Source organism: Agrobacterium sp. 5Ca50 (genome assembly GCF_055381905.1).
The window spans coordinates 1741137-1760008 of record NZ_AP026438.1; the positions used below are offsets into that span (position 1 = coordinate 1741137).

An 18872-nucleotide genomic window follows, 5' to 3' on the forward strand; every position below is an offset into this window, starting at 1 on the left:
GCAATCTGCGCCTGCAACTATGTGCCCGCATCGCCGTAAAAACCCGGGTGATAATGCACAATGCCGGATGGCTTGTTGCCATGCAAGCTGACGAACATGAAATATTCGTTAGGTATGCCGTCGGTGTTCAGCGCTTCTGAATTTACAAAACCAAAGCGGCCATAAAACTCCGGATCGCCAGCGACAACGCAGCCTGCGGCCTGCATGCGCTCCAGCATATCCAGCCCCGCCTTTACCAGACGGCTGCCAATGCCCTGCCCCTGCCGTTCCGGCGCAACTGACAGTGGACCAAGCCCGTACCAACTGCCTTCACCATGCTCCACGCTGACTTGCGAAAAGGCAATGTGTCCCACAATGCCTTCGCTGTCTTCCGCCACAAGAGAAATGGTCAGGGCGTCTGCCGCCCTTAACCGCTCCATAATCAGATGCTCGGTCTGATCGCTATGTTCCATGTCCCGAAACGCCGCTTCCGTTACTGCGGAGATTGCCTCAGCATCGGCAGGTTTTTCGGGACGGATGATCATTCCACGGTGACCGATTTTGCCAGGTTGCGCGGCTGGTCCACATCCGTGCCCATGAACACGGCGGTGTGGTAGGCGAGCAGCTGGATTGGCAGCGAAAACACCATTGGTGTGGTGATTTCATCGACATTCGGCAGAATGATCGTTGCCATGGTCGGCAGCTTGGAGGCTGCGGCACCCTTTTCATCGGTGATGAAAATGATCTTGCCGCCGCGGGCTGCCACTTCCTGCATGTTGGACACGGTCTTTTCAAAGAACCGGTCATACGGTGCAATGACGATGACAGGCATATTCTCGTCGATCAGCGCAATCGGACCATGTTTCAGCTCGCCAGCGGCATAACCTTCGGCGTGAATGTAGGAAATTTCCTTCAGCTTCAACGCACCTTCGAGCGCCAGCGGGAAGCTGGTTCCACGGCCGAGATAAAGCACGTCCTTGAAGCGTGACAGGTCACGCGACAGCGCTTCGATCTGTGGTTGGATGCTGTTGAGAATGGAACTCATCACACGCGGCATCTCGATGAGATGTTTGACGATTTCCTTTTCCTGCTCCGGCGTAATGGTGCCGCGTGCCTTGCCGGCCGCAACGGCAAGCGAAGCCAGCACCGCCAGCTGGCAGGTAAACGCCTTGGTCGAGGCAACACCGATTTCCGGACCGGCCAGGATCGGGAAGATCGCGTCAGATTCGCGCGCAATCGTCGATTCCTTGACGTTGACAACAGCGCCAATCTTCAGACCGGCGTCCTTGCAATAGCGCAGCGAGGCAAGCGTATCGGCGGTTTCACCGGACTGCGAAATGAACAGCGCCGCCTGTGTCGGCAACAACGGCATTTCGCGGTAACGGAACTCGGAGGCCACATCGATTTCCACCGGCAGACGCGCATAACGCTCAAACCAGTATTTGCCAACCAGACCGGACAAATACGCCGTGCCGCATGCGGAAATGGCTAGACCGGACACCTTGGAGAAATCAATCGCCGGGTCAATCGGCTTGATGGCGCCGGCGGCAAAGTCCACATAGTGGCTCAGCGCGTGCGAAATCACTTCCGGCTGTTCGTAGATTTCCTTTTCCATGAAGTGGCGGTGGTTGCCCTTGTCGACCACGTATGCGGTTGCCTGCGAAATCTGGCGGGCGCGAGTGACAGGCTTGCCGGTAAAATCGGTAATCTCGGCACCAGCATGGGTCACAACCGCACAGTCACCGTCAACCAGGTAGCTGATTTCATTGGTGAACGGCGACAGCGCAATGGCGTCGGAACCGAGGAACATTTCACCCTTGCCGTAACCAACCGCAAGCGGCGGTCCAAAACGGGCGGCCAGTAGCGTGTCAGGATCATCCTGGAACATCACCACCAGTGCGTAAGCGCCGGTGACACGGTTCAGCATGGCCAGCATGGCTTCGCGGTGGCCAAGGCCTTCGCGGGTAAACTTGGCCAGCAGCTGTGCCACAACTTCCGTATCTGTCTGAGTGGTAAACACAGCACCTTCGGCGGAAAGCTCGTCACGCAGTTCGGAGAAGTTTTCGATAATGCCGTTATGAACAACCGCCACGCCATCAATGAAATGCGGGTGGGCATTGGTTTCGTTCGGCACGCCGTGGGTTGCCCAGCGGGTATGGGCAATGCCTGTCTTGCCTGGCAGAGGCTCGTCGGCCAGTCTTTTTTCAAGGTTGAACAGTTTGCCCTCGGCGCGGCGACGGGCCATCACGCCATTATCAATGGTTGCGACACCGGCAGAATCATAACCACGATATTCGAGGCGTTTCAGCGCATCGACAAGACGCTCCGATACCGGCTGTGTTCCGACAATTCCGACAATTCCGCACATGCAATTCTCCATACGGCACTTCTATGGCCGCCAGTCCTAATCATTTCGCGGAAATCCGCAATTCCGTCGCCGGTCACTTTCGGTTTCGACCGGTAACGAAGGTCAGGCCTTCTTACTCTTTTCAGCCTTAAGTGCCTTTGCCCGCTCACGAATTACCGTTGCGCGACCTTCCTTTATCTCCTGGCGCGCACGGCCCAACGCCAGCGCATCGGCAGGCACATCTGCGGTGATCACGCTGCCGGAAGCCACATAGGCACCATCGCCAACGCTGACCGGTGCGACCAGCGAGGAGTTGGAGCCGATAAAGGCACCCTCGCCGATTCTGGTGATGTGTTTGTTGATGCCGTCATAGTTGCAGGTAATCGTACCGGCACCAATATTGCTGCCAGCGCCGACAAACGCGTCGCCAATGTAAGTCAGATGGTTGACCTTGGCGCCAGCGCCGATCTCGGCCTTCTTGACCTCACAGAAATTGCCGACCTTGGCATCCGCGGCCAGATTGGCACCGGGGCGAAGCCGCGCATAAGGGCCAACCGTGGCGCCGGCGCTGACATAGGCACCTTCCAGATGCGAAAAGGCGTGAATAACCGCGCCACTTTCAATGGTCACGCCGGGTCCAATCACCACATTCGGCTCAATCAGCGCGTCTTGGCCAATCGCAGTGTCCCAGGACAGGAATACGGTTTCCGGCGCAATCATCGACACGCCCGAAATCATCAGCTCATTGCGGCGACGCTCCTGCCACAGACGCTCGACATAGGCCAGCTCCGCGCGGTTGTTGCAGCCGGTCAGTTCAGTTTCCGGCGCATCGATGGCAACGGTCTTACCGCCCAGCGAGCGGGCAATTTCCACGATGTCGGTCAGGTAATATTCGCCCTTGGCATTGTTGTTGCCAATGCGGTTCAAAAGGTCCAGTGCCTTGGCACCCTTGATCGCCATCAGGCCGCTGTTGCACCAGGTAACCTTGCGCTCCTCTTCCGTGGCGTCCTTTTCCTCACGGATAGCAACCAGCTCACCATTTTCCACCAGCAGACGACCATAACCGGTCGGGTTGGCGGTGTGGAAACCGATGACCACAACATCAACATCCTGCGCCAGTTCTGCCCGCGCCGCATTCAGCGTCTCAGACGTCAACAGCGGTACATCGCCGTAAGCAATCAGAACGTCATCATATCCACGCTCGATTGCCGCCTTTGCTGCCAGCACGGCGTTGCCAGTGCCAAGGCGCTCTTTCTGGAAGTAGGATTCAACCTCGACATCCGGCCGCTCGGCAGCCCTACTGACGTTTTCGGCATCGCGGCCAACCACGAGTGCTGCGGTGCTGACGCCAGCACCTGCAATCGCCTGCATGACATGGGCAATCATCGGCCGGCCAGCAACGGGATGCAGAACCTTCGAGATGGAGGATTTCATGCGCGTGCTTTCGCCCGCAGCCAGAATAACAGAAAGACAACTACGTTCCATAAAACCTCCATGCTGCAGCGACGGGCACGCCGTCCGGCAGGCATTTATCCAAGTACCATTCAGTTCGCGTATTTATACGTTTGCGTGATGAGTTACAGCGCGCACCTTAAGAAATCCACGTTTGGCTTTTAAAAATGGCAGCAAAACGTGGATAATCCGCAAATATCAGGCGGTCGTGCGGGAATTCACAAAAGACATGATCTGGTTGCGACCATTCTCGATCAGCGTTTCCATCTGCTTGCGGGCACTCGCCGCATCATGGGCGCGCAGCGCCTCCACCAGCTGCAAATGGGTGCGAGAAACATCGGCAATCTCATTGCTGTCGGTTTCCGGATTGCTCATGCGGAAAATCCCGATCAGCGACGCCTTGATCAGCGTGCCGACCGTGCGCATAAACGGATTGCCCGATACCTCGGCCAGCAGAATATGAAACTCCATGTCGGCAATGGCGCGCTTTTCCTTGGAATAGGAAGGATCCCCCATCGTGGTTGCCAGCATTTCCAGTCTGACAAGATCGGCATCAGACGCATGTGTTGCGGCCAGCGACGCCGCAAAGGGCTCGAATGCCAGCCGCATGTCATAGAGATGCAGCAAAAATTCAGTTTTGATGCCGCTCTCGAAGTGCCAGTGTAGCACATCGCTGTCGAACATGTTCCACTTGTCGCGCGAAGTCACACGCGTGCCAATTCTTGCCTTCGGCGCCACCATGCCCTTGGCGGTCAAGGTTTTCATCGCCTCGCGCAGAATGGTGCGGGATACCTTGAACCGGCCAACAAGCTCAGCATCTCCGGGCAAAATCTCACCGGCTGAAAATTCGCCAGAAACAATGCCCTGCCCCAGCTTGTGAACGACCTGCGCATGGCTGGTGCGCGGACGCGCCACCTTCATGACATTATCGAGATTTTCTCGAACCAAAGACCAGACCCCATTATTATTATTGGACGTTTCGATTGCCGGATCGCCCGTGTGACACACTCAATCTGTAACGATTCAGTCGGTTATCAAACCAAAGTCGTGTCGTAACACTGGTAATCAGCAACGCCAAGAAAACGCCATTTCAACAAATAAGATGCAAAACTAACAAAAATCACCAGCCGGTTGCAATCGGCAACTTGGCCGCATCGGCAGTCCAAAATTCAAACAGCGGCTCTTTCCGCCAAAAAGCCGCGCGGGGTAATCACGCGCGGCTTTTCGTAGTCATGACTGCGGCAGATTATTGCGGCAGCTTGTCGTCAACGCCAGCAACGTAGAAGTTCAGGCCGAGAAGTACGCCGTCTTCAGCCTTTTCGCCGTCCTTCAGCCACTCGGAACCGTCCTGCTTCTTGATCGGACCGGTGAACGGATGCAATTCGCCGGACTTGATCTTGGCTTCGGTTTCTTCCGCCATTTTCTTCACGTCGTCAGGCATGTTTGTGTAAGGCGCCATGGTCAGGATGCCGTCTTTCAGGCCGTCCCAAACCGATTCCGACTTCCACTTGCCGTCGAGCAGGTCCTGCGTGCGCTTGATGTAATAAGCACCCCAGGTGTCGACAATCGCGGTCAGCTGGGTCTCAGGACCAGCCTTGATCATGTCGGAAGCCTGGCCGAAAGCCTTGATGCCACGCTCGGTCGCAACCTGCATTGGAGCAGTCGTGTCGGTGTGCTGTGTCAGAATATCAACGCCCTGGTCGATAAGGGCCTTGGCAGCGTCGGCTTCCTTGCCTGGGTCGAACCAGGTGTTGGCCCAAACAACCTTCACCTTGAATTCTGGGTTCACGGACTGTGCGCCAAGAACGAAGGCGTCAATGCCCATCACAACTTCCGGGATTGGGAAGGACGCGATGTAACCTGCAACACCCTTCTGCGACATTTTCGCAGCGATCTGGCCCTGAATGTAACGGCCTTCGTAGAAGCGCGAATTGTAGGTCGCCAGGTTTTCAGCTGTCTTGAAGCCAGTCGCGTGTTCGAACTTCACCTTCGGGAACTTTTCGGCAACCTTGACGGTGGCGTCCATGAAACCGAACGAGGTGGTGAAGATCATTGCGCAGCCAGAACGGGCCATGCGCTCGATTGCGCGCTCGGCATCTGGACCTTCCGGAACGCTTTCAAGGAAAGGCGTTTCGATCTTGTCGCCGAAATGCTTCTGCAGTTCGAGACGACCAATGTCGTGCGCCTGTGTCCAGCCACCATCGGTGCGGGAACCAACGTAGACGAAGCAGATCTTCTTTGGATCTTCGGCGCGAGCGGCCGAAGACAGGCCGCCGAGAACGGCTGCCGTTGCGGTGAGTGCGAGAATGAACTTCTTCATTTTTACCCCTGCTGTGGTTTGATTGCAGTTATTCCAAAACGCATTGTCTCTTCATCCAAGACATTGTTTTTCATCCAAGACAAGGCGTTTTAAGCTTCGAATGCTGTTACCGGTCCGGCACGAATGGCTTGCCAAGCGATGCCGGAGTATTGATGAGCGTCGTGCGGCGATTATAGGAAATAAGAACCAGCACGATGATTGTTGCCGCATAAGGCATGGCTGAAAGCAGCTGTGACGGAATGCCAAGGCCAAAGGCCTGCGCATGCAGCTGGCCAATGGTGACGGCACCAAACAGATAGCCACCGGCCAGCACCCGCCATGGCCGCCATGAGGCAAATACCACCAGCGCCAGTGCAATCCAGCCGCGACCGGCCGACATGTTTTCCACCCATTGCGGTGTGTAGACCAGCGACAGCTGTGCGCCTGCCAGACCCGCGCAGGCACCACCAAACATGATGGCCAGATAGCGGGTGGCAATCACATTGATACCAAGCGCATGCGCTGAGGCGTGGCTGTCGCCAATCGCCCGCAGCTTGAGGCCCGTGCGGCTTTTGAACAGGAACCAGCTGATACCGACCACCAACGCAATCGACATGTAGAAGATCAGGTCCTGGCGAAACAGCAGAGGCCCGATGAATGGAATGTCCGACAGAAGCGGAAAGACGATCGGCTGCAATTTGACGCCCGGCAGGCCGACGAAACTTTCACCTAGCATGCCGGAAAGGCCAAGGCCGAGAATGGTCAATGCCAGACCCGTTGCCACTTGGTTGGTAACTAGCGTCAGCGTCAGGAAACCGAACAACAGCGAAAACACCGTGCCGCCGGCAATACCGGCGATAATGCCGAGATAGGGAGAGCCAGACATGTGGGCGGCAGCAAAGGCGCAGACCGCACCCATGATCATCATGCCTTCCACGCCAAGGTTCAGCACACCCGAACGTTCCGTGACCAGTTCACCCAAGGATGCAATCACCAGCGGCGTCGCCGCGGTAATGACCGTGAGAAGTATAGCCTGCGCCATATCCATTAGACGGCCCCCTCACTGGATACACCGCGGTTAAATCTGATGCGGATCCTGTAGAGAATGAGTGTGTCGCAGGACAGCACGAAGAACAGCATAAGCCCCTGGAAAACACGGGTAACCTTGTCGGAAACACCGATAGAAAGCTGTGCCGCTTCACCCCCGAGATAGGTCAGCGCCAGAACCAGACCCGAAGCAATGATGCCAAGCGGGTTGAGGCGTCCAAGGAAGGCAACGATGATAGCGGTAAAACCGTAACCGGGCGAAATGGCCGGCTGTAAATGACCAATCGAACCGGACACTTCCGAAATACCGGCAAGACCCGCCAGTGCGCCAGACAGAAGCAGCGAGAACCACACCGTGCCGGACGTCGAGAAACCTGCAAAGCGGCCTGCCCGTGCCGACTGGCCAAGCACGCCAATCTGGAAGCCTTTCAGCATGTAGCGCATCATGAACCACAGCGCGACGGCGGCCACGATTGCGAAAACGAAACCCCAATGCGCACGGCCGGATGACAGCAGTTCCGGCAGAACGGCGTCACTCGAAAACGGCTGTGTTTGCGGGAAGTTATAACCCTTCGGATCGCGCCAGATACCGCGCACCAGCCAGTCCAGAAACAGCTGGGCAATATAGACCAGCATCAGGCTGGTCAGGATTTCATTGGTGTTGAAACGGGTTTTCAGCAGGGCCGGAATGGAGGCGTAAAGCGCGCCACCGATAAAGCCCATGATCATCATCAGCGGCAGCACCAGCGGCGAATGCCATTCAGGATAGAGCACCGGTATAATGGAGCCTGCAATCGCGCCGATGGTGAACTGACCTTCCGCACCGATATTCCAATTATTGGAGCGATAACAGATCGATAGTCCAACGGCGATCAGGATCAGCGGTCCGGCCTTGATAACCAGTTCATGCAGCGACCACACTTCAAGCAGCGGCTCTACAAAAAAGCTGTAGAGCGCATTGAACGGGTCCTTGCCCAGCATCGCAAACATGATGGCGCCGAAAACCAATGTCAGCACCAGCGCCAGCAAGGGCGAAAAAATCGCGAAAAATGCGGAAACGCCGCTGCGCCTTTCAAGCTCAATGCGCATGGGCGACAGCCTCCGGTTTGCTTTCGTGCAGACCACCCATCAGCAATCCGATCTTCTCACGCGTCATGTCTTCCCGTGCATAGGCATCCGACAGGCGGCCATCGGAGATAACCGCAATGTTGGTTGCGACTTCAAAGATTTCGTCGAGGTCTTGGCTGATGACAACAAGCGCAGAACCGCTTTTGGCGAGATCAACCAGCGCCTGACGAATACGGCTGGCTGCACCGGCATCCACACCCCAGGTCGGCTGGTTCACCACCAGCAGCGATGGCTGGCGGTCCAGTTCACGTCCCACGATGAATTTCTGCAGGTTGCCGCCAGACAGCGAACCGGCTGCCGGGTCTTCCGCACTTTTACGCACATCCATGGTGTCACAGATACGCTTGGTTGCCTGTTTGATGGCGGAATAACGGATGACGTTGAACAGGCCACCACCGAGGAAACTCTTGGCGTCCGAACGATGGCGGGCCAGCAGCAGGTTTTCAGACAGGCTGAGCGCCGTGACCGCCGCATGGCCGTGGCGTTCTTCCGGCACGAAACCAGCCCCCAAAAGGCGCCGCCCATTGATGCCGGTGCGGCCAACCGCCTTGCCCCTGATAAGGATCGCCTGATCATTTGCAACGGGATATTCACCCGAGAGCGCATCGAACAACTCGCCCTGCCCGTTGCCAGCAATACCGGCAATGGCCAAAATCTCGCCGGAGCGGACCTTCATGGTGACGGACTTCAGCGACACGGCAAAAGGAGTGCGGGCCGGTACCGAAAGCGCCGTGACTTCCAGCTGGTTGTCGCCCAGCGTGCAATAGGCATCACGCTCAATGCCCGCCACGTCATTGCCCACCATCATGCGGGCAAGCGAGGCAGGCGTTTCCTGCCTTGGATCACAGCTGCCGGTGACCTTGCCGTGCCGCAGCACCGTGGCGCGATCACAGATGCGCTGCACTTCTTCCAGACGGTGGCTGATGTAAAGAACGGAACGGCCTTCGGCCTTCAGTTTCGCAAGCGTTTCAAACAGCCGGTCGGCTTCCTGCGGGGTCAGAACCGAGGTTGGCTCGTCGAGAATGATCAGTTCTGGGTTTTGCAGCAATGCGCGGACGATTTCGATGCGCTGGCGTTCACCCACCGAAAGGTCGGCCACATGCGCATTGGGGTCGAGCGGCAGGCCGTAAGCGTTGGAAAGCTCTTCCGCCTTGCGGGCAATTTCCTTGATCGAGATACCCGGATCGAGAGACAGCGCAATGTTTTCAGCAACGGTCAGCGCTTCAAACAGCGAAAAATGCTGGAATACCATGCCGATGCCGGTCTTGCGCGCCACGCCGGGCGAACTGATGCGAACCGGTTTTCCGTGCCAGAGAATCTCGCCGCTTGTCGGTTCCAGCACCCCGAACAGCATTTTGACGAGCGTGGATTTTCCCGCGCCATTTTCACCCAGAAGGGCGTGAATTTCGCCCCGCTGAACAGTCAGGTCAATTTCGTTGCATGCTGCGAAATTGCCGAAATATTTGGAAAGCTGAGAAACAGCTAAGAGTGGCGCATTCTGCTGCGCGGTCGATTGCGTCACCATTCCCCTCTTTCGTCTGCCTTCTACGAGGCTTTGACAAAACAAACTCTATGCTTTTCTACGACGTTTCAGCACTTACTCAATATGTTTTTTGACTTATTGATAAAGACTTTGCTGCCATGCACAACAGAATTTCATTATTAAGCCTAATGTGCAGCGGCAGGCCGCCTTATTTGGTGCCAAGCGACGGGAAAAGCTGCAATATTCCACCGATGCAGTAGAGGTAGATGCCGGAGACGACAACGCCGGTGCTGACCCAGACAGGTGTGTCGAAGTGCAGAAGCAGTGCATAACCGCCAAGCGCGCACCACAGCAGGAAAATTGCCATATTGAGACCGCGCAGACGCTTGACGCGCACCGGGTGCAGGAAGTTGATCGGCAGGAAGGTCAAGACAACGGACACGGTCACAACAGCCATGGCGGCCATCGCACTGGCATCGATGACGAACAGCGTGAACACCACCATGTTCCACACCACGGGGAAACCGGAGAAGAAATATTCATCGGTCTTCATGCCCATGTCGGCATAATAAATGGCACTCGAGACAACAATCATGCCCGCAGCAACAAACGACCAGGGTTCGCCGATCATGCCGCTTTGATAGAGCGCAAAGGCCGGCAGCAGCACATAGGTCACGTAGTCGATGATATTGTCGAGCGTATCACCCGACCAATTGGGCAGAACTTCTTTCACCCGAACCTTGCGGGCAATAGGCCCATCTATACCGTCCACAAGCAACGCCAGACCGAGCCACCAGAACATATCGACAAAACGATGTTCTGCGGCGGCAACAACGCCTAGGAATGCCAGGAAAGAACCGGATGCCGTCAGTATATGCACGGAAAAAGCGCGGATTTCCGCATAGGGCACGCGCTTGTATTTGAATATTTTCATCACTGCGGGTGCGCCTCGTTTTTCAATCTTCAGTCCACGTCCGGTATGCGACCATTCAACACGCAATGCAACCGTCGAAAATGTATTATCCTAAGGCATCTTACAGCATGTTACAGGAACAGAAGCATAAGACAAACAGCGGTTGCAGTGGATTTCAAACGGCAATGTCTTTATGTTTGACGCGCAGATAAACGGATAATGACCATGACGGATTACGATATTTCAGTTGTTGGCGCTGGCCTTGCCGGACAGATCGCAGCCATTGCGCTGGCGCGTTCTGGCCGCCACGTCGCACTCATTGCGCCAAACACTGCCCGTAACGACCAGCGCACCACCGCACTGATGGATCAGTCCATCCGTTTTCTGGAGCGGTTGGGCCTGTGGAAAAATATCGAACCGTCCTCGGCCGCCCTGTCCATCATGCAGATTATCGATGGCACCGACAGGTTGCTGCGCGCGCCAACCGTGCAATTCCGTTCCTCCGAAATCAGCCTGCCAGCCTTTGGCTGGAACATTCCCAACAAACCGCTCAATGACGCGTTGGAACAGGCCATTGCGATTGAACCCAACATCACCGTCATTGAAGCCGTTGCCAACACGATAGAGCTGACACCGGAACAGGTTGAGATCACGCTGGACAACGGTGAAACCGTGATTTCCGCTTTCGTGATTGGCGCCGATGGCCGCAAATCCAAGGTGCGTGATGCCGCCAGCATTGGCGTGCGCAGCTGGGGTTACCCGCAGACCGCGTTGGTCATGAACTTCGCCCACACGTTGCCGCACGGCAATGTCTCGACCGAGTTTCACACCCCAACCGGCCCGTTTACGCAGGTACCGTTGCCGGGCAACCGATCCAGCCTCGTTTGGGTGGTCAAACCGGAACAGGCAGCCGAGATGCTGGCACTTTCGACAGAAGAATTGAGCGCTCGTGTCGAACAGCGTATGCAATCCATGCTCGGCAAGGTCACGGTGGAAGACGGCGTGCAGAGCTGGCCACTGTCCAGCATGACGGCCGACCGTTTTGGCAAGGGCCGCGTGGCATTGGTGGGCGAAGCCGGCCATGCCTTCCCGCCAATTGGCGCACAAGGCCTGAACCTCAGCCTGCGCGATATCATGACCTTGACGGATATTCTCGGCGCATCCACCAACAAACCGATTGCCGGCGATGCCGGTAACGCCTTTGAGCGCCGCCGCAAGGTGGATGTGATGAGCCGCACCTGGAGCGTTGACCTGCTCAACCGCTCGCTACTGTCGTCTTTCCTGCCGGTGCAGATGTTGCGCGCCGCCGGTCTTCACCTTCTTTCCGGCCTGTCGCCACTGCGCAGCACCATCATGCGCGAAGGTATCGAGCCTGGCCGTGGGTTGAAGGCCATTCCGTCGCTGCTGTGGGCCGGTCTCAAAAGATAATCCGGTTCACCGACGACCGGATCACCTTTGAATACCGAGACGACACTTTCGAATGTCGCTTATGTATTCAGGTGTCACCCCGGACCGCCCTCATTCCCGCGCTTGTTGCGGGAATCCAGCAGGCGCGCGTCGGCGCGACGAAAGAGCCTTTTCAGCCCAAAGACTGGGGCTGACTAGATTCTCGGGACAAGCCCGAGAATGACGACGAACGGGAAAGCCGCGCAAGGTTCACCCCGCAAGCTGCCGCACAAGATAAAGCACCGCGGTCAGCGTCACGACCGACAGCACCGTGCTGATCAGGATCGAGGCAGACGCCCTCTCCTGCCACACCTGATATTGCTGGCCAATAACAAACACATTGGTCGCCGTTGGCAAGGCCGCCAGCAGCACGGCAGAATAAACCCAGATCGGGTCGAATGTGCCGAACGATGTCAGGAACACATAGGCCACCAGCGGGTGCAAGATGAGCTTCGCCGGCACGATATAGGCCATTTCGACCGACAAACGTTTGATCGGCCGCAGCGCAAGCGTGACCCCCATGGCAAACAGCGCACAGGGTGCGGCCGTCTGCGCCAGATAATCGATCAATCGCTGGAAGGCCAAAGGTGGTTCCCATGAGGTTCCGGCGGCCAGAAACCCGGCAATGACAGCCAGAATGAACGGATGGGTCAGTACCTTTTTCAGGATGTCAGCGGCCAGCTTCAACGGTGAACGTTTGTCTCCTCCGGCAATCGCCATCATCGCCGGCGCCACAATAAAATGCGTGGCATTTTCCAGACAGACGATCAGCGCCACCGGCACGGCCGCCGTCTCGCCAAACACCAGCAGCGAAAGCCCCGGCCCCATGTAACCGATATTGCCGTAACTGCCGGCAAAACTCTGGATCGTGGTCTCGGCAATGCTGTTTTTGCGAATGAACACACCAATCACGAACAGCAACGCAAAAATCGAATAGGTGGCGAGCAGGCTGGTGCCGACAAAATCCATCCGCGCCAGCTGCTCCATTGGTGTTTTGGAAATCAGCTTGAAGAACAGTGCCGGCAGGGCCGCGTAAATGATGAACACATTCAGCCAGCCCATGGCCTCTGCCGGTTGGCGGATCAACTTCGCGGCGACATAGCCAATGAGAATCATGCCGAAAAACGGCAGCAACAGACTGATAATGTCAGACATAATACCCTACACGTCGATTGGGAGATGGATCGACGGGGCGACGCTTAGCCTATTTGCATCAGGATTGGGAAGGTTTCCTGGAACCAGATTGCCATGTTGGTGATAAAGCCGGTCATGAAAGCAATACCGGTGAGGATCAGGAACACACCCATGATCTTTTCGATCAGGCCCAGATGGCGGCGGAAACGCACCATGAAGCGCATGAAAGAGCCGGAGAAGCTTGCGGCAATCCAGAACGGTACGGCAAGACCCAGCGAATAGATCGCCAGCAGAATGGCGCCATCACCCACCGTATCACGCATGGAAGCAACACCGAGGATCGCACCAAGAACCGGGCCAATGCAGGGTGTCCAGCCAAAAGCAAAGGCAAGACCCATCACATAGGCACCGGACAAGGTGGCGGGCTTGCCGCCGCCCTGAAAACGCGCCTCGCGCGACAGAATACCGATGCGGAATACGCCGAGGAAGTTCAGGCCCATGATGATGATGATCAGGCCGCCGATTTTTGCCAGAATATCGAGGTTCTGGCGAAGCAACATGCCAATGCTGGAGGCTGCAGCACCAAGACCGATAAACACGGTGGAAAAACCAAGCGTGAAGAAAAGCGCCGACAGCAGCACCGCCCATTTGACACGCGGCTCCGCCTGAACATTCTCCGACTTGAACTGCTCAACCGACACGCCCGCCATGTAACAGAGGTACGGCGGAACCAGCGGCAATACACAGGGCGAGAGAAAAGACAGAGCACCGGCAAACAATGCACTGAACAGGGAAATTTCGGCGATGGACACGTGTAACTCCGTATTTTTCAAGGAGTTTTAATCTTTGCACCACCGCTTCGCCAATCACCTTTTAGGGGGTGAGACAAAAAAACGCGGAATAGTGAAATAAAGTTGTTTTTGAGGGTTGACCCGAACCGAGGCCGTAAATATGTTCCGCCCACTTCCGCAGGGCAGACGAACTGCAAGGGAGAGCATAGCTCAGCCGGTAGAGCAACTGACTTTTAATCAGTAGGTCCAGGGTTCGAATCCCTGTGCTCTCACCACTTCTCTCAACGAAGTGGTTGATATCAAATCAAGTCTATAAAACACGACAATCCCCACATACCGCGCAATAAGCCTTTTCGGATTTACAGGCGCTACCCGCCTTGGGTCACCATTTGCGATCTGACACGTTCCACCAAAACGCAATCATGACAAACGAATCGCCCGCGAAGCGCTGCTGTGATTCTGCTCGACGATTCTCATTTGCATCGGTGATTCCCATTCGGCGATTGGAAATGGATCATGTACGGAGCAGATGCCGTCCTCACGCTTTAAAATTATAGATGTAGACGACCGCTAACGGCTCGCTTCAACGAAGCCCCGAATAGCAACAAAGCGAGGTAAATTAGCAAACAACTCTAGGGTTGTCGTATTCGCTTGCTGATTGCAAATCCACAAACTACTAAACCTGAAAATCGCGATATGATTCGATAACAACCGCTTGCGTATTTTCAGAGGCATTTGAGATTAAGTTTGTTTTTCCAATATTGGTTGCTGCTTTGGCTCTTTCGCTGCAGGGATGTTCAGCGAAAGACAGTACGCTTACGGTGGTGATGTTGCACACGGATGCCAAGCGCAAACTTGCATCAACGACAGTCGCCAAATCTTCAGGTGACATGGACAAAGACGCCTATGCGGTCAATTTGGCAAAAAACTATTTCAAATCAAAGGTTCCGCAACCTCAAGCTTCGCACACATACAGACAGCCCGTCGAAATTAGTGAAGTAAGACCACTGATCACTACCAAAGAAAAGAGCGCGGCAGATACCAAGGAAAAAACCAAGAGTGCGTCCGGCACAAAATAATGCTTCCGCTGCATACATATTCTTCAGAAGGTCTTTGAGATGAAATTCCGTTTTCCACTCGTTGTTGGTGCATTGGCGCTTTTGCTTCAGGCCTGCACGACCGTCGATTCCGATACCGTTTATGTGACGATCAAGACGGACACGCGGGGTAATATTTCATCGACGCAACTCAGCAGTGTTACCGGGGACCGCAAGAAAGATGGTATGGCGCTTCATCTGGCGCTGCTGGCATTTTATCACAAGGTACCGAACCCGAGAGCCAATCAGACATACCGCCAGCCAGTCAAGTTTGATTACACCAAATCGAACGCAGCTAAGGCAGCTGCCGCCGCAGCGGCAGCCAAGACAACGAAGGCGACCCAGACCACGAGATAAGCTGGCCGCCGAAGGGTTCCCCTGCCGCAGAAATGGCGCAGCTTGCGACCGACTTCTATCCAGAAATCAGGTCGCCCTTCTGCCAGCCTTTGACACCCCAATTGCGGATGCGCATGCGGCGAGCGAAAAAGCCGACCAGAAAAGGTGTCAGCGCGAAACTGGCAACGACGACGGCGGGGATCAGGTATTTGGCGTGTTCCGCCAATGCCGGAACAGACAGCGTGGTGATAACACCGACACCAAAAAGCATAGCATTGACCATCAATCCGCACATGATCTTCAGCCACGTGTCGGTACTTATTCGGTCGGTGGAAATTGCGTGTGTAGAAAACATGTCTTCCTCCCTTGCTATTTCAGTAAAAGCAAATGGAGGTGTTTGGTTCCGAGAAATGGCGGATGGAGCGTACCGCCCACCCGCCATCTGATACCTATGGCATGATCATCAACCGGATGCCGTAGGCCACCACCGTGAGCGCCAGCACGCTGGCCAGCCATATGCCAGCAAACCACAGCAGGCGCTTGGGTAATCTTTCTTGAGGTGCTGGGTCAGCCATTAGTGATACCCCTCTTCCGGATCGATCTTGCCGCGAAATACCCAATAGGCATAACCGGTATAGGCAAGAATCGTGGGAATGAGCACCAGCGCGCCAACCAGCAGGAAGGCAAGCGAACTTTCAGGTGCCGCCGCTTCCCAGATCGTCAGCGAGCCCGGCACGATATAGGGATAAAAGCTGATGCCGATGCCGGCAAAACTGAGGACAAACAGTCCCAGTGCCGCCAGAAACGGTTGCAGATGTTTATCGTGCGTCAGGCCATGCCACAGCGCCAATGCGCAGATGGCAACCAGCAATGGCACCAATGCCGAGAAAAACGCCGTTGGCCAACCGAACCAGCGATCGAAATAGACCCGGTCGATAAACGGTGTCCACAGGCTGACAGTGCCGATCAAAAGCAGCGTACCGACACCCGCGACCATGGAGAGTTTGCGGCACCGGGCCTGCAAATCACCCGTGGTTTTCAGGTTGAGCCACGTGGCGCCCAACAATGCATAACCGACGACAACCGCCAGACCGGTAACGACGCTGAATGGTGTCAGCCAGTCCCACCAGCCACCGGCATAGGCGCGGTCCACAACCTTGATACCCTGCACAAGCGCGCCAAGCGCCACGCCCTGCATGAAGGCCGCAACAGTAGAGCCGACAAAGAAACCGCCATCCCACCAGATGCTGCCGCGTTTGGTGCGCCAGCGAAATTCAAACGCCACACCGCGAAAGATCATCCCGAGCAACATCAGAATGATCGGCATATAGAGGGCCGGCAGCACAGTGGCATAGGCCAGCGGAAACACCGCCATCAGGCCACCGCCACCCAGCACCAGCCAGGTTTCGTTACCGTCCCAAACAGGCGCAATGGAATTGGTCATCACGTCCCGGTCATGCCGGTTGGGAAACATCGGAAACAATATGCCGATGCCGAGGTCAAACCCATCGAGAATGACATAGGCCAACACGGCAAAGGCGATCAGCGCCGCCCAGATAAACGCAAGATCAAACATCATGGCGGCCTCCCGCATTGAGTTCATGAGCAATGGCCGGGGTAATTCCCGTTGCTCGTGATGGGGCATGGTCGAGCTCATGGTCCTCATCCAGAACAGGCGTGCGGTACATCAGCCGCAGCAGGTAAAAGACCCCTGCCCCGAACACGATGAAATACACCACGATAAAGGCCATCAGCGACGCACCGACAGCTGGCGCATCGACCGGCGACAGGCTCTCAGATGTGCGCAACAGCCCATAGACCGTATAGGGCTGACGGCCGACTTCGGTGGTAAACCAGCCTGCCAGCACCGCAATGAAACCCGACGGCCCCATGCAGATGGCAGCACGGTGCAACAATCCGTTTTCGTAAAGACAGCCTCGCCATCTGGCCCATAGCGACCAAAGGCCAACACCCAGCATCAACATGCCAAGCCCAACCATCACCCGGAAGGCCATGAAGGGAATAAGCGCCGGTGGCCGGTCCTCAGGAGCCCACTCTTTCAGGCCCTTGATTTCGCCATTGAGATCATGGGTCAGGATCAACGAGCCGAGCTTTGGAATTTCGACTGCATATCGAGTGACCTCGGCCTTATCATCGGGAATGCCGAACAGAATGAGCGGCGCGCCCTTATGGCTCTCATAATGGCCTTCCATGGCAGCAATCTTTGCCGGCTGATGCTCCAGTGTGTTGATGCCATGCAGGTCACCAACGAAAATCTGCACCGGCGTTACCAGTGCCGCCATCCACATGGCCATGGAGAACATCACCCGCGCCTGTTTATTCGTGCGGTCTCGCAACAGATGGAACGCCCCCACTGCGCCAACGCCGAAAGCCGTCGTCAGGAACGCGGCAAGCACGGTATGGGTGAGCCGATACGGGAAGGATGGGTTGAAAATGATCTTCCACCAGTCCTGTGGCAGAAACTGGCCGTTTTCACCAATGATGTGGCCCTGCGGCGTATGCATCCAGCTATTGGCCGACAGGATCCAGGTGGCGGAAATCAAGGTGCCCACGGCTACCATGGCGACGGCAAACATGTGCAGACGATCACCGACACGTTTGCGCCCGAACAGCGCAATGCCGAGAAAACCTGCCTCGAGGAAAAAGGCCGTCAGCACCTCATATCCCATCAACGGGCCAATCACCGGACCAGCCTTGTCGGAAAACACCGCCCAGTTGGTACCGAACTGGTAGCTCATGACGATGCCGGACACCACGCCCATGCCGAACGTAATGGCAAAGATCGGTTTCCAGTATTCGAACAGCTTGAGATAAACGGGATCGCGCTTCCACAGCCACAACGCATTGAGAACAGCAAGATAACTCGCCGTGCCAATGGAAAACGCCGGAAACAGAAAGTGGAACGACACAGTAAAGGCAAACTGTATTCGTGCCAGAATCTCGGCGCTGAAACCTTCAAACACTTTGATCTCCATCAATGAGTGAAATGGATCTCTGGTCTATTTGAAACAATAACCGAACGCGCTGTGATCAATTACCGCGCGGTAATCTGGCGCGCGTGGCATTGTGACGCTGTGCGCCGGAAAGTACAGCTTAAAGATTTTAAACGTGTGAAGGCGCCAGCCAGAACGTGATGGCATTCATTTCCGGTGCCGTGCGATTGCGTTACCACGCTCAAGACTCAGCGCAACCGCAAAGCCACGCCACACAACCTTAGAAAATAAAAATAGACAATAAACAACTAAAAGGCGTAACTTCACCTCGCCCGGCTGTTGCTCGCGCAACGCATCATGACAAAGTTGTGTCAAAATATCATATTTATTACGGCGAAATCTTGACTCATACAGTCACATTTTATTACCCCACCTCCAACGCGCCATAACGCAGAATTTTCTGGAG

At 55.8% G+C, this 18872-nt stretch carries 18 protein-coding genes and 1 tRNA gene; 4 read left to right on the plus strand and 15 right to left on the minus strand.

Annotated elements, in window-relative coordinates:
* Positions 1 to 17: 17 nt before the first annotated feature.
* From ACZ5FM_RS08565 to pcsA, 9 genes are all read right to left on the minus strand, one after another.
* Positions 18 to 524: a GNAT family N-acetyltransferase gene (locus ACZ5FM_RS08565; RefSeq protein ID WP_464040351.1), complete on the minus strand. Its 507-nt coding sequence runs from the start codon at positions 522 to 524 to the stop codon at positions 18 to 20.
* Positions 521 to 2347, minus strand: coding sequence for a glutamine--fructose-6-phosphate transaminase (isomerizing) (glmS, locus tag ACZ5FM_RS08570; protein WP_275641422.1), 1827 nt, complete (start codon positions 2345 to 2347; stop codon positions 521 to 523). Before glmS ends, ACZ5FM_RS08565 begins: the two co-directional genes overlap by 4 nt.
* 102 nt (positions 2348 to 2449) lie before the next feature.
* A complete protein-coding gene (glmU, locus tag ACZ5FM_RS08575; RefSeq protein ID WP_464040352.1) occupies positions 2450 to 3811 on the minus strand; it encodes a bifunctional UDP-N-acetylglucosamine diphosphorylase/glucosamine-1-phosphate N-acetyltransferase GlmU in 1362 nt (453 codons plus the stop codon).
* A 165-nt stretch (positions 3812 to 3976) separates the two neighbouring features.
* Positions 3977 to 4699, minus strand: a complete 723-nt coding sequence (locus ACZ5FM_RS08580) for a FadR/GntR family transcriptional regulator (RefSeq protein ID WP_464040445.1) — start codon at positions 4697 to 4699, stop codon at positions 3977 to 3979.
* A gap of 325 nt (positions 4700 to 5024) precedes the next feature.
* On the minus strand, positions 5025 to 6098 hold the full coding sequence (locus ACZ5FM_RS08585) for a BMP family ABC transporter substrate-binding protein (protein ID WP_464040353.1): 1074 nt from the start codon (positions 6096 to 6098) through the stop codon (positions 5025 to 5027).
* Positions 6099 to 6204: 106 nt separating this feature from the next.
* Complete coding sequence (locus ACZ5FM_RS08590; protein ID WP_250985895.1) at positions 6205 to 7125, minus strand: ABC transporter permease; 921 nt, start codon at positions 7123 to 7125, stop codon at positions 6205 to 6207.
* A complete protein-coding gene (locus ACZ5FM_RS08595; protein ID WP_275641424.1) occupies positions 7125 to 8213 on the minus strand; it encodes an ABC transporter permease in 1089 nt (362 codons plus the stop codon). Before ACZ5FM_RS08595 ends, ACZ5FM_RS08590 begins: the two co-directional genes overlap by 1 nt.
* A complete protein-coding gene (locus ACZ5FM_RS08600; protein WP_464040354.1) occupies positions 8203 to 9777 on the minus strand; it encodes an ABC transporter ATP-binding protein in 1575 nt (524 codons plus the stop codon). Before ACZ5FM_RS08600 ends, ACZ5FM_RS08595 begins: the two co-directional genes overlap by 11 nt.
* Positions 9778 to 9943: 166 nt before the next feature.
* On the minus strand, positions 9944 to 10669 hold the full coding sequence (gene pcsA / locus ACZ5FM_RS08605) for a phosphatidylcholine synthase (RefSeq protein ID WP_250985892.1): 726 nt from the start codon (positions 10667 to 10669) through the stop codon (positions 9944 to 9946).
* 204 nt (positions 10670 to 10873) lie between these two features.
* Here pcsA and ACZ5FM_RS08610 point away from each other — a divergent pair, with 204 nt between their 5' ends.
* Entirely contained in the window at positions 10874 to 12076 is a 1203-nt protein-coding gene (locus ACZ5FM_RS08610) for a UbiH/UbiF family hydroxylase (protein WP_464040355.1), read from the plus strand.
* 228 nt (positions 12077 to 12304) lie between these two features.
* Here the strand turns inward: ACZ5FM_RS08610 and ACZ5FM_RS08615 are convergent, their stop codons facing one another.
* Together ACZ5FM_RS08615 and ACZ5FM_RS08620 are read right to left on the minus strand one after the other, a co-directional pair.
* The gene (locus ACZ5FM_RS08615) at positions 12305 to 13249 is read right to left on the minus strand and encodes an AEC family transporter (RefSeq protein ID WP_464040356.1); all 945 of its coding nucleotides are present in this window, start codon (positions 13247 to 13249) and stop codon (positions 12305 to 12307) included.
* Between the two features lie 44 nt (positions 13250 to 13293).
* The gene (locus ACZ5FM_RS08620) at positions 13294 to 14040 is read right to left on the minus strand and encodes a cytochrome c biogenesis CcdA family protein (RefSeq protein ID WP_192490955.1); all 747 of its coding nucleotides are present in this window, start codon (positions 14038 to 14040) and stop codon (positions 13294 to 13296) included.
* Between the two features lie 178 nt (positions 14041 to 14218).
* Here ACZ5FM_RS08620 and ACZ5FM_RS08625 point away from each other — a divergent pair.
* The 3 genes from ACZ5FM_RS08625 to ACZ5FM_RS08635 all read left to right on the plus strand — a co-directional run bounded on the left by ACZ5FM_RS08625 (position 14219) and on the right by ACZ5FM_RS08635 (position 15473).
* Positions 14219 to 14294, plus strand: a tRNA-Lys gene (locus tag ACZ5FM_RS08625).
* Between the two features lie 498 nt (positions 14295 to 14792).
* Positions 14793 to 15098 (plus strand): hypothetical protein, encoded by a 306-nt coding sequence (locus ACZ5FM_RS08630; protein WP_464040357.1) that lies wholly within the window; start codon positions 14793 to 14795, stop codon positions 15096 to 15098.
* Between the two features lie 39 nt (positions 15099 to 15137).
* On the plus strand, positions 15138 to 15473 hold the full coding sequence (locus ACZ5FM_RS08635) for a hypothetical protein (RefSeq protein ID WP_464040358.1): 336 nt from the start codon (positions 15138 to 15140) through the stop codon (positions 15471 to 15473).
* A 55-nt stretch (positions 15474 to 15528) separates the two neighbouring features.
* Here ACZ5FM_RS08635 and ACZ5FM_RS08640 read toward each other — a convergent pair whose 3' ends face one another.
* From ACZ5FM_RS08640 to ACZ5FM_RS08655, 4 genes are all read right to left on the minus strand, one after another.
* Positions 15529 to 15807, minus strand: a complete 279-nt coding sequence (locus tag ACZ5FM_RS08640; RefSeq protein ID WP_464040359.1) for a hypothetical protein — start codon at positions 15805 to 15807, stop codon at positions 15529 to 15531.
* Between the two features lie 94 nt (positions 15808 to 15901).
* Positions 15902 to 16027: a DUF2474 family protein gene (locus tag ACZ5FM_RS08645; RefSeq protein WP_464040360.1), complete on the minus strand. Its 126-nt coding sequence runs from the start codon at positions 16025 to 16027 to the stop codon at positions 15902 to 15904.
* Positions 16027 to 17031, minus strand: a complete 1005-nt coding sequence (gene cydB / locus ACZ5FM_RS08650; RefSeq protein WP_464040361.1) for a cytochrome d ubiquinol oxidase subunit II — start codon at positions 17029 to 17031, stop codon at positions 16027 to 16029. The genes ACZ5FM_RS08645 and cydB overlap by 1 nt, the downstream gene beginning before the upstream one ends.
* Positions 17021 to 18436, minus strand: coding sequence for a cytochrome ubiquinol oxidase subunit I (locus ACZ5FM_RS08655; RefSeq protein ID WP_464040362.1), 1416 nt, complete (start codon positions 18434 to 18436; stop codon positions 17021 to 17023). The genes cydB and ACZ5FM_RS08655 overlap by 11 nt, the downstream gene beginning before the upstream one ends.
* Between the last annotated feature and the right edge of the window lie 436 nt (positions 18437 to 18872).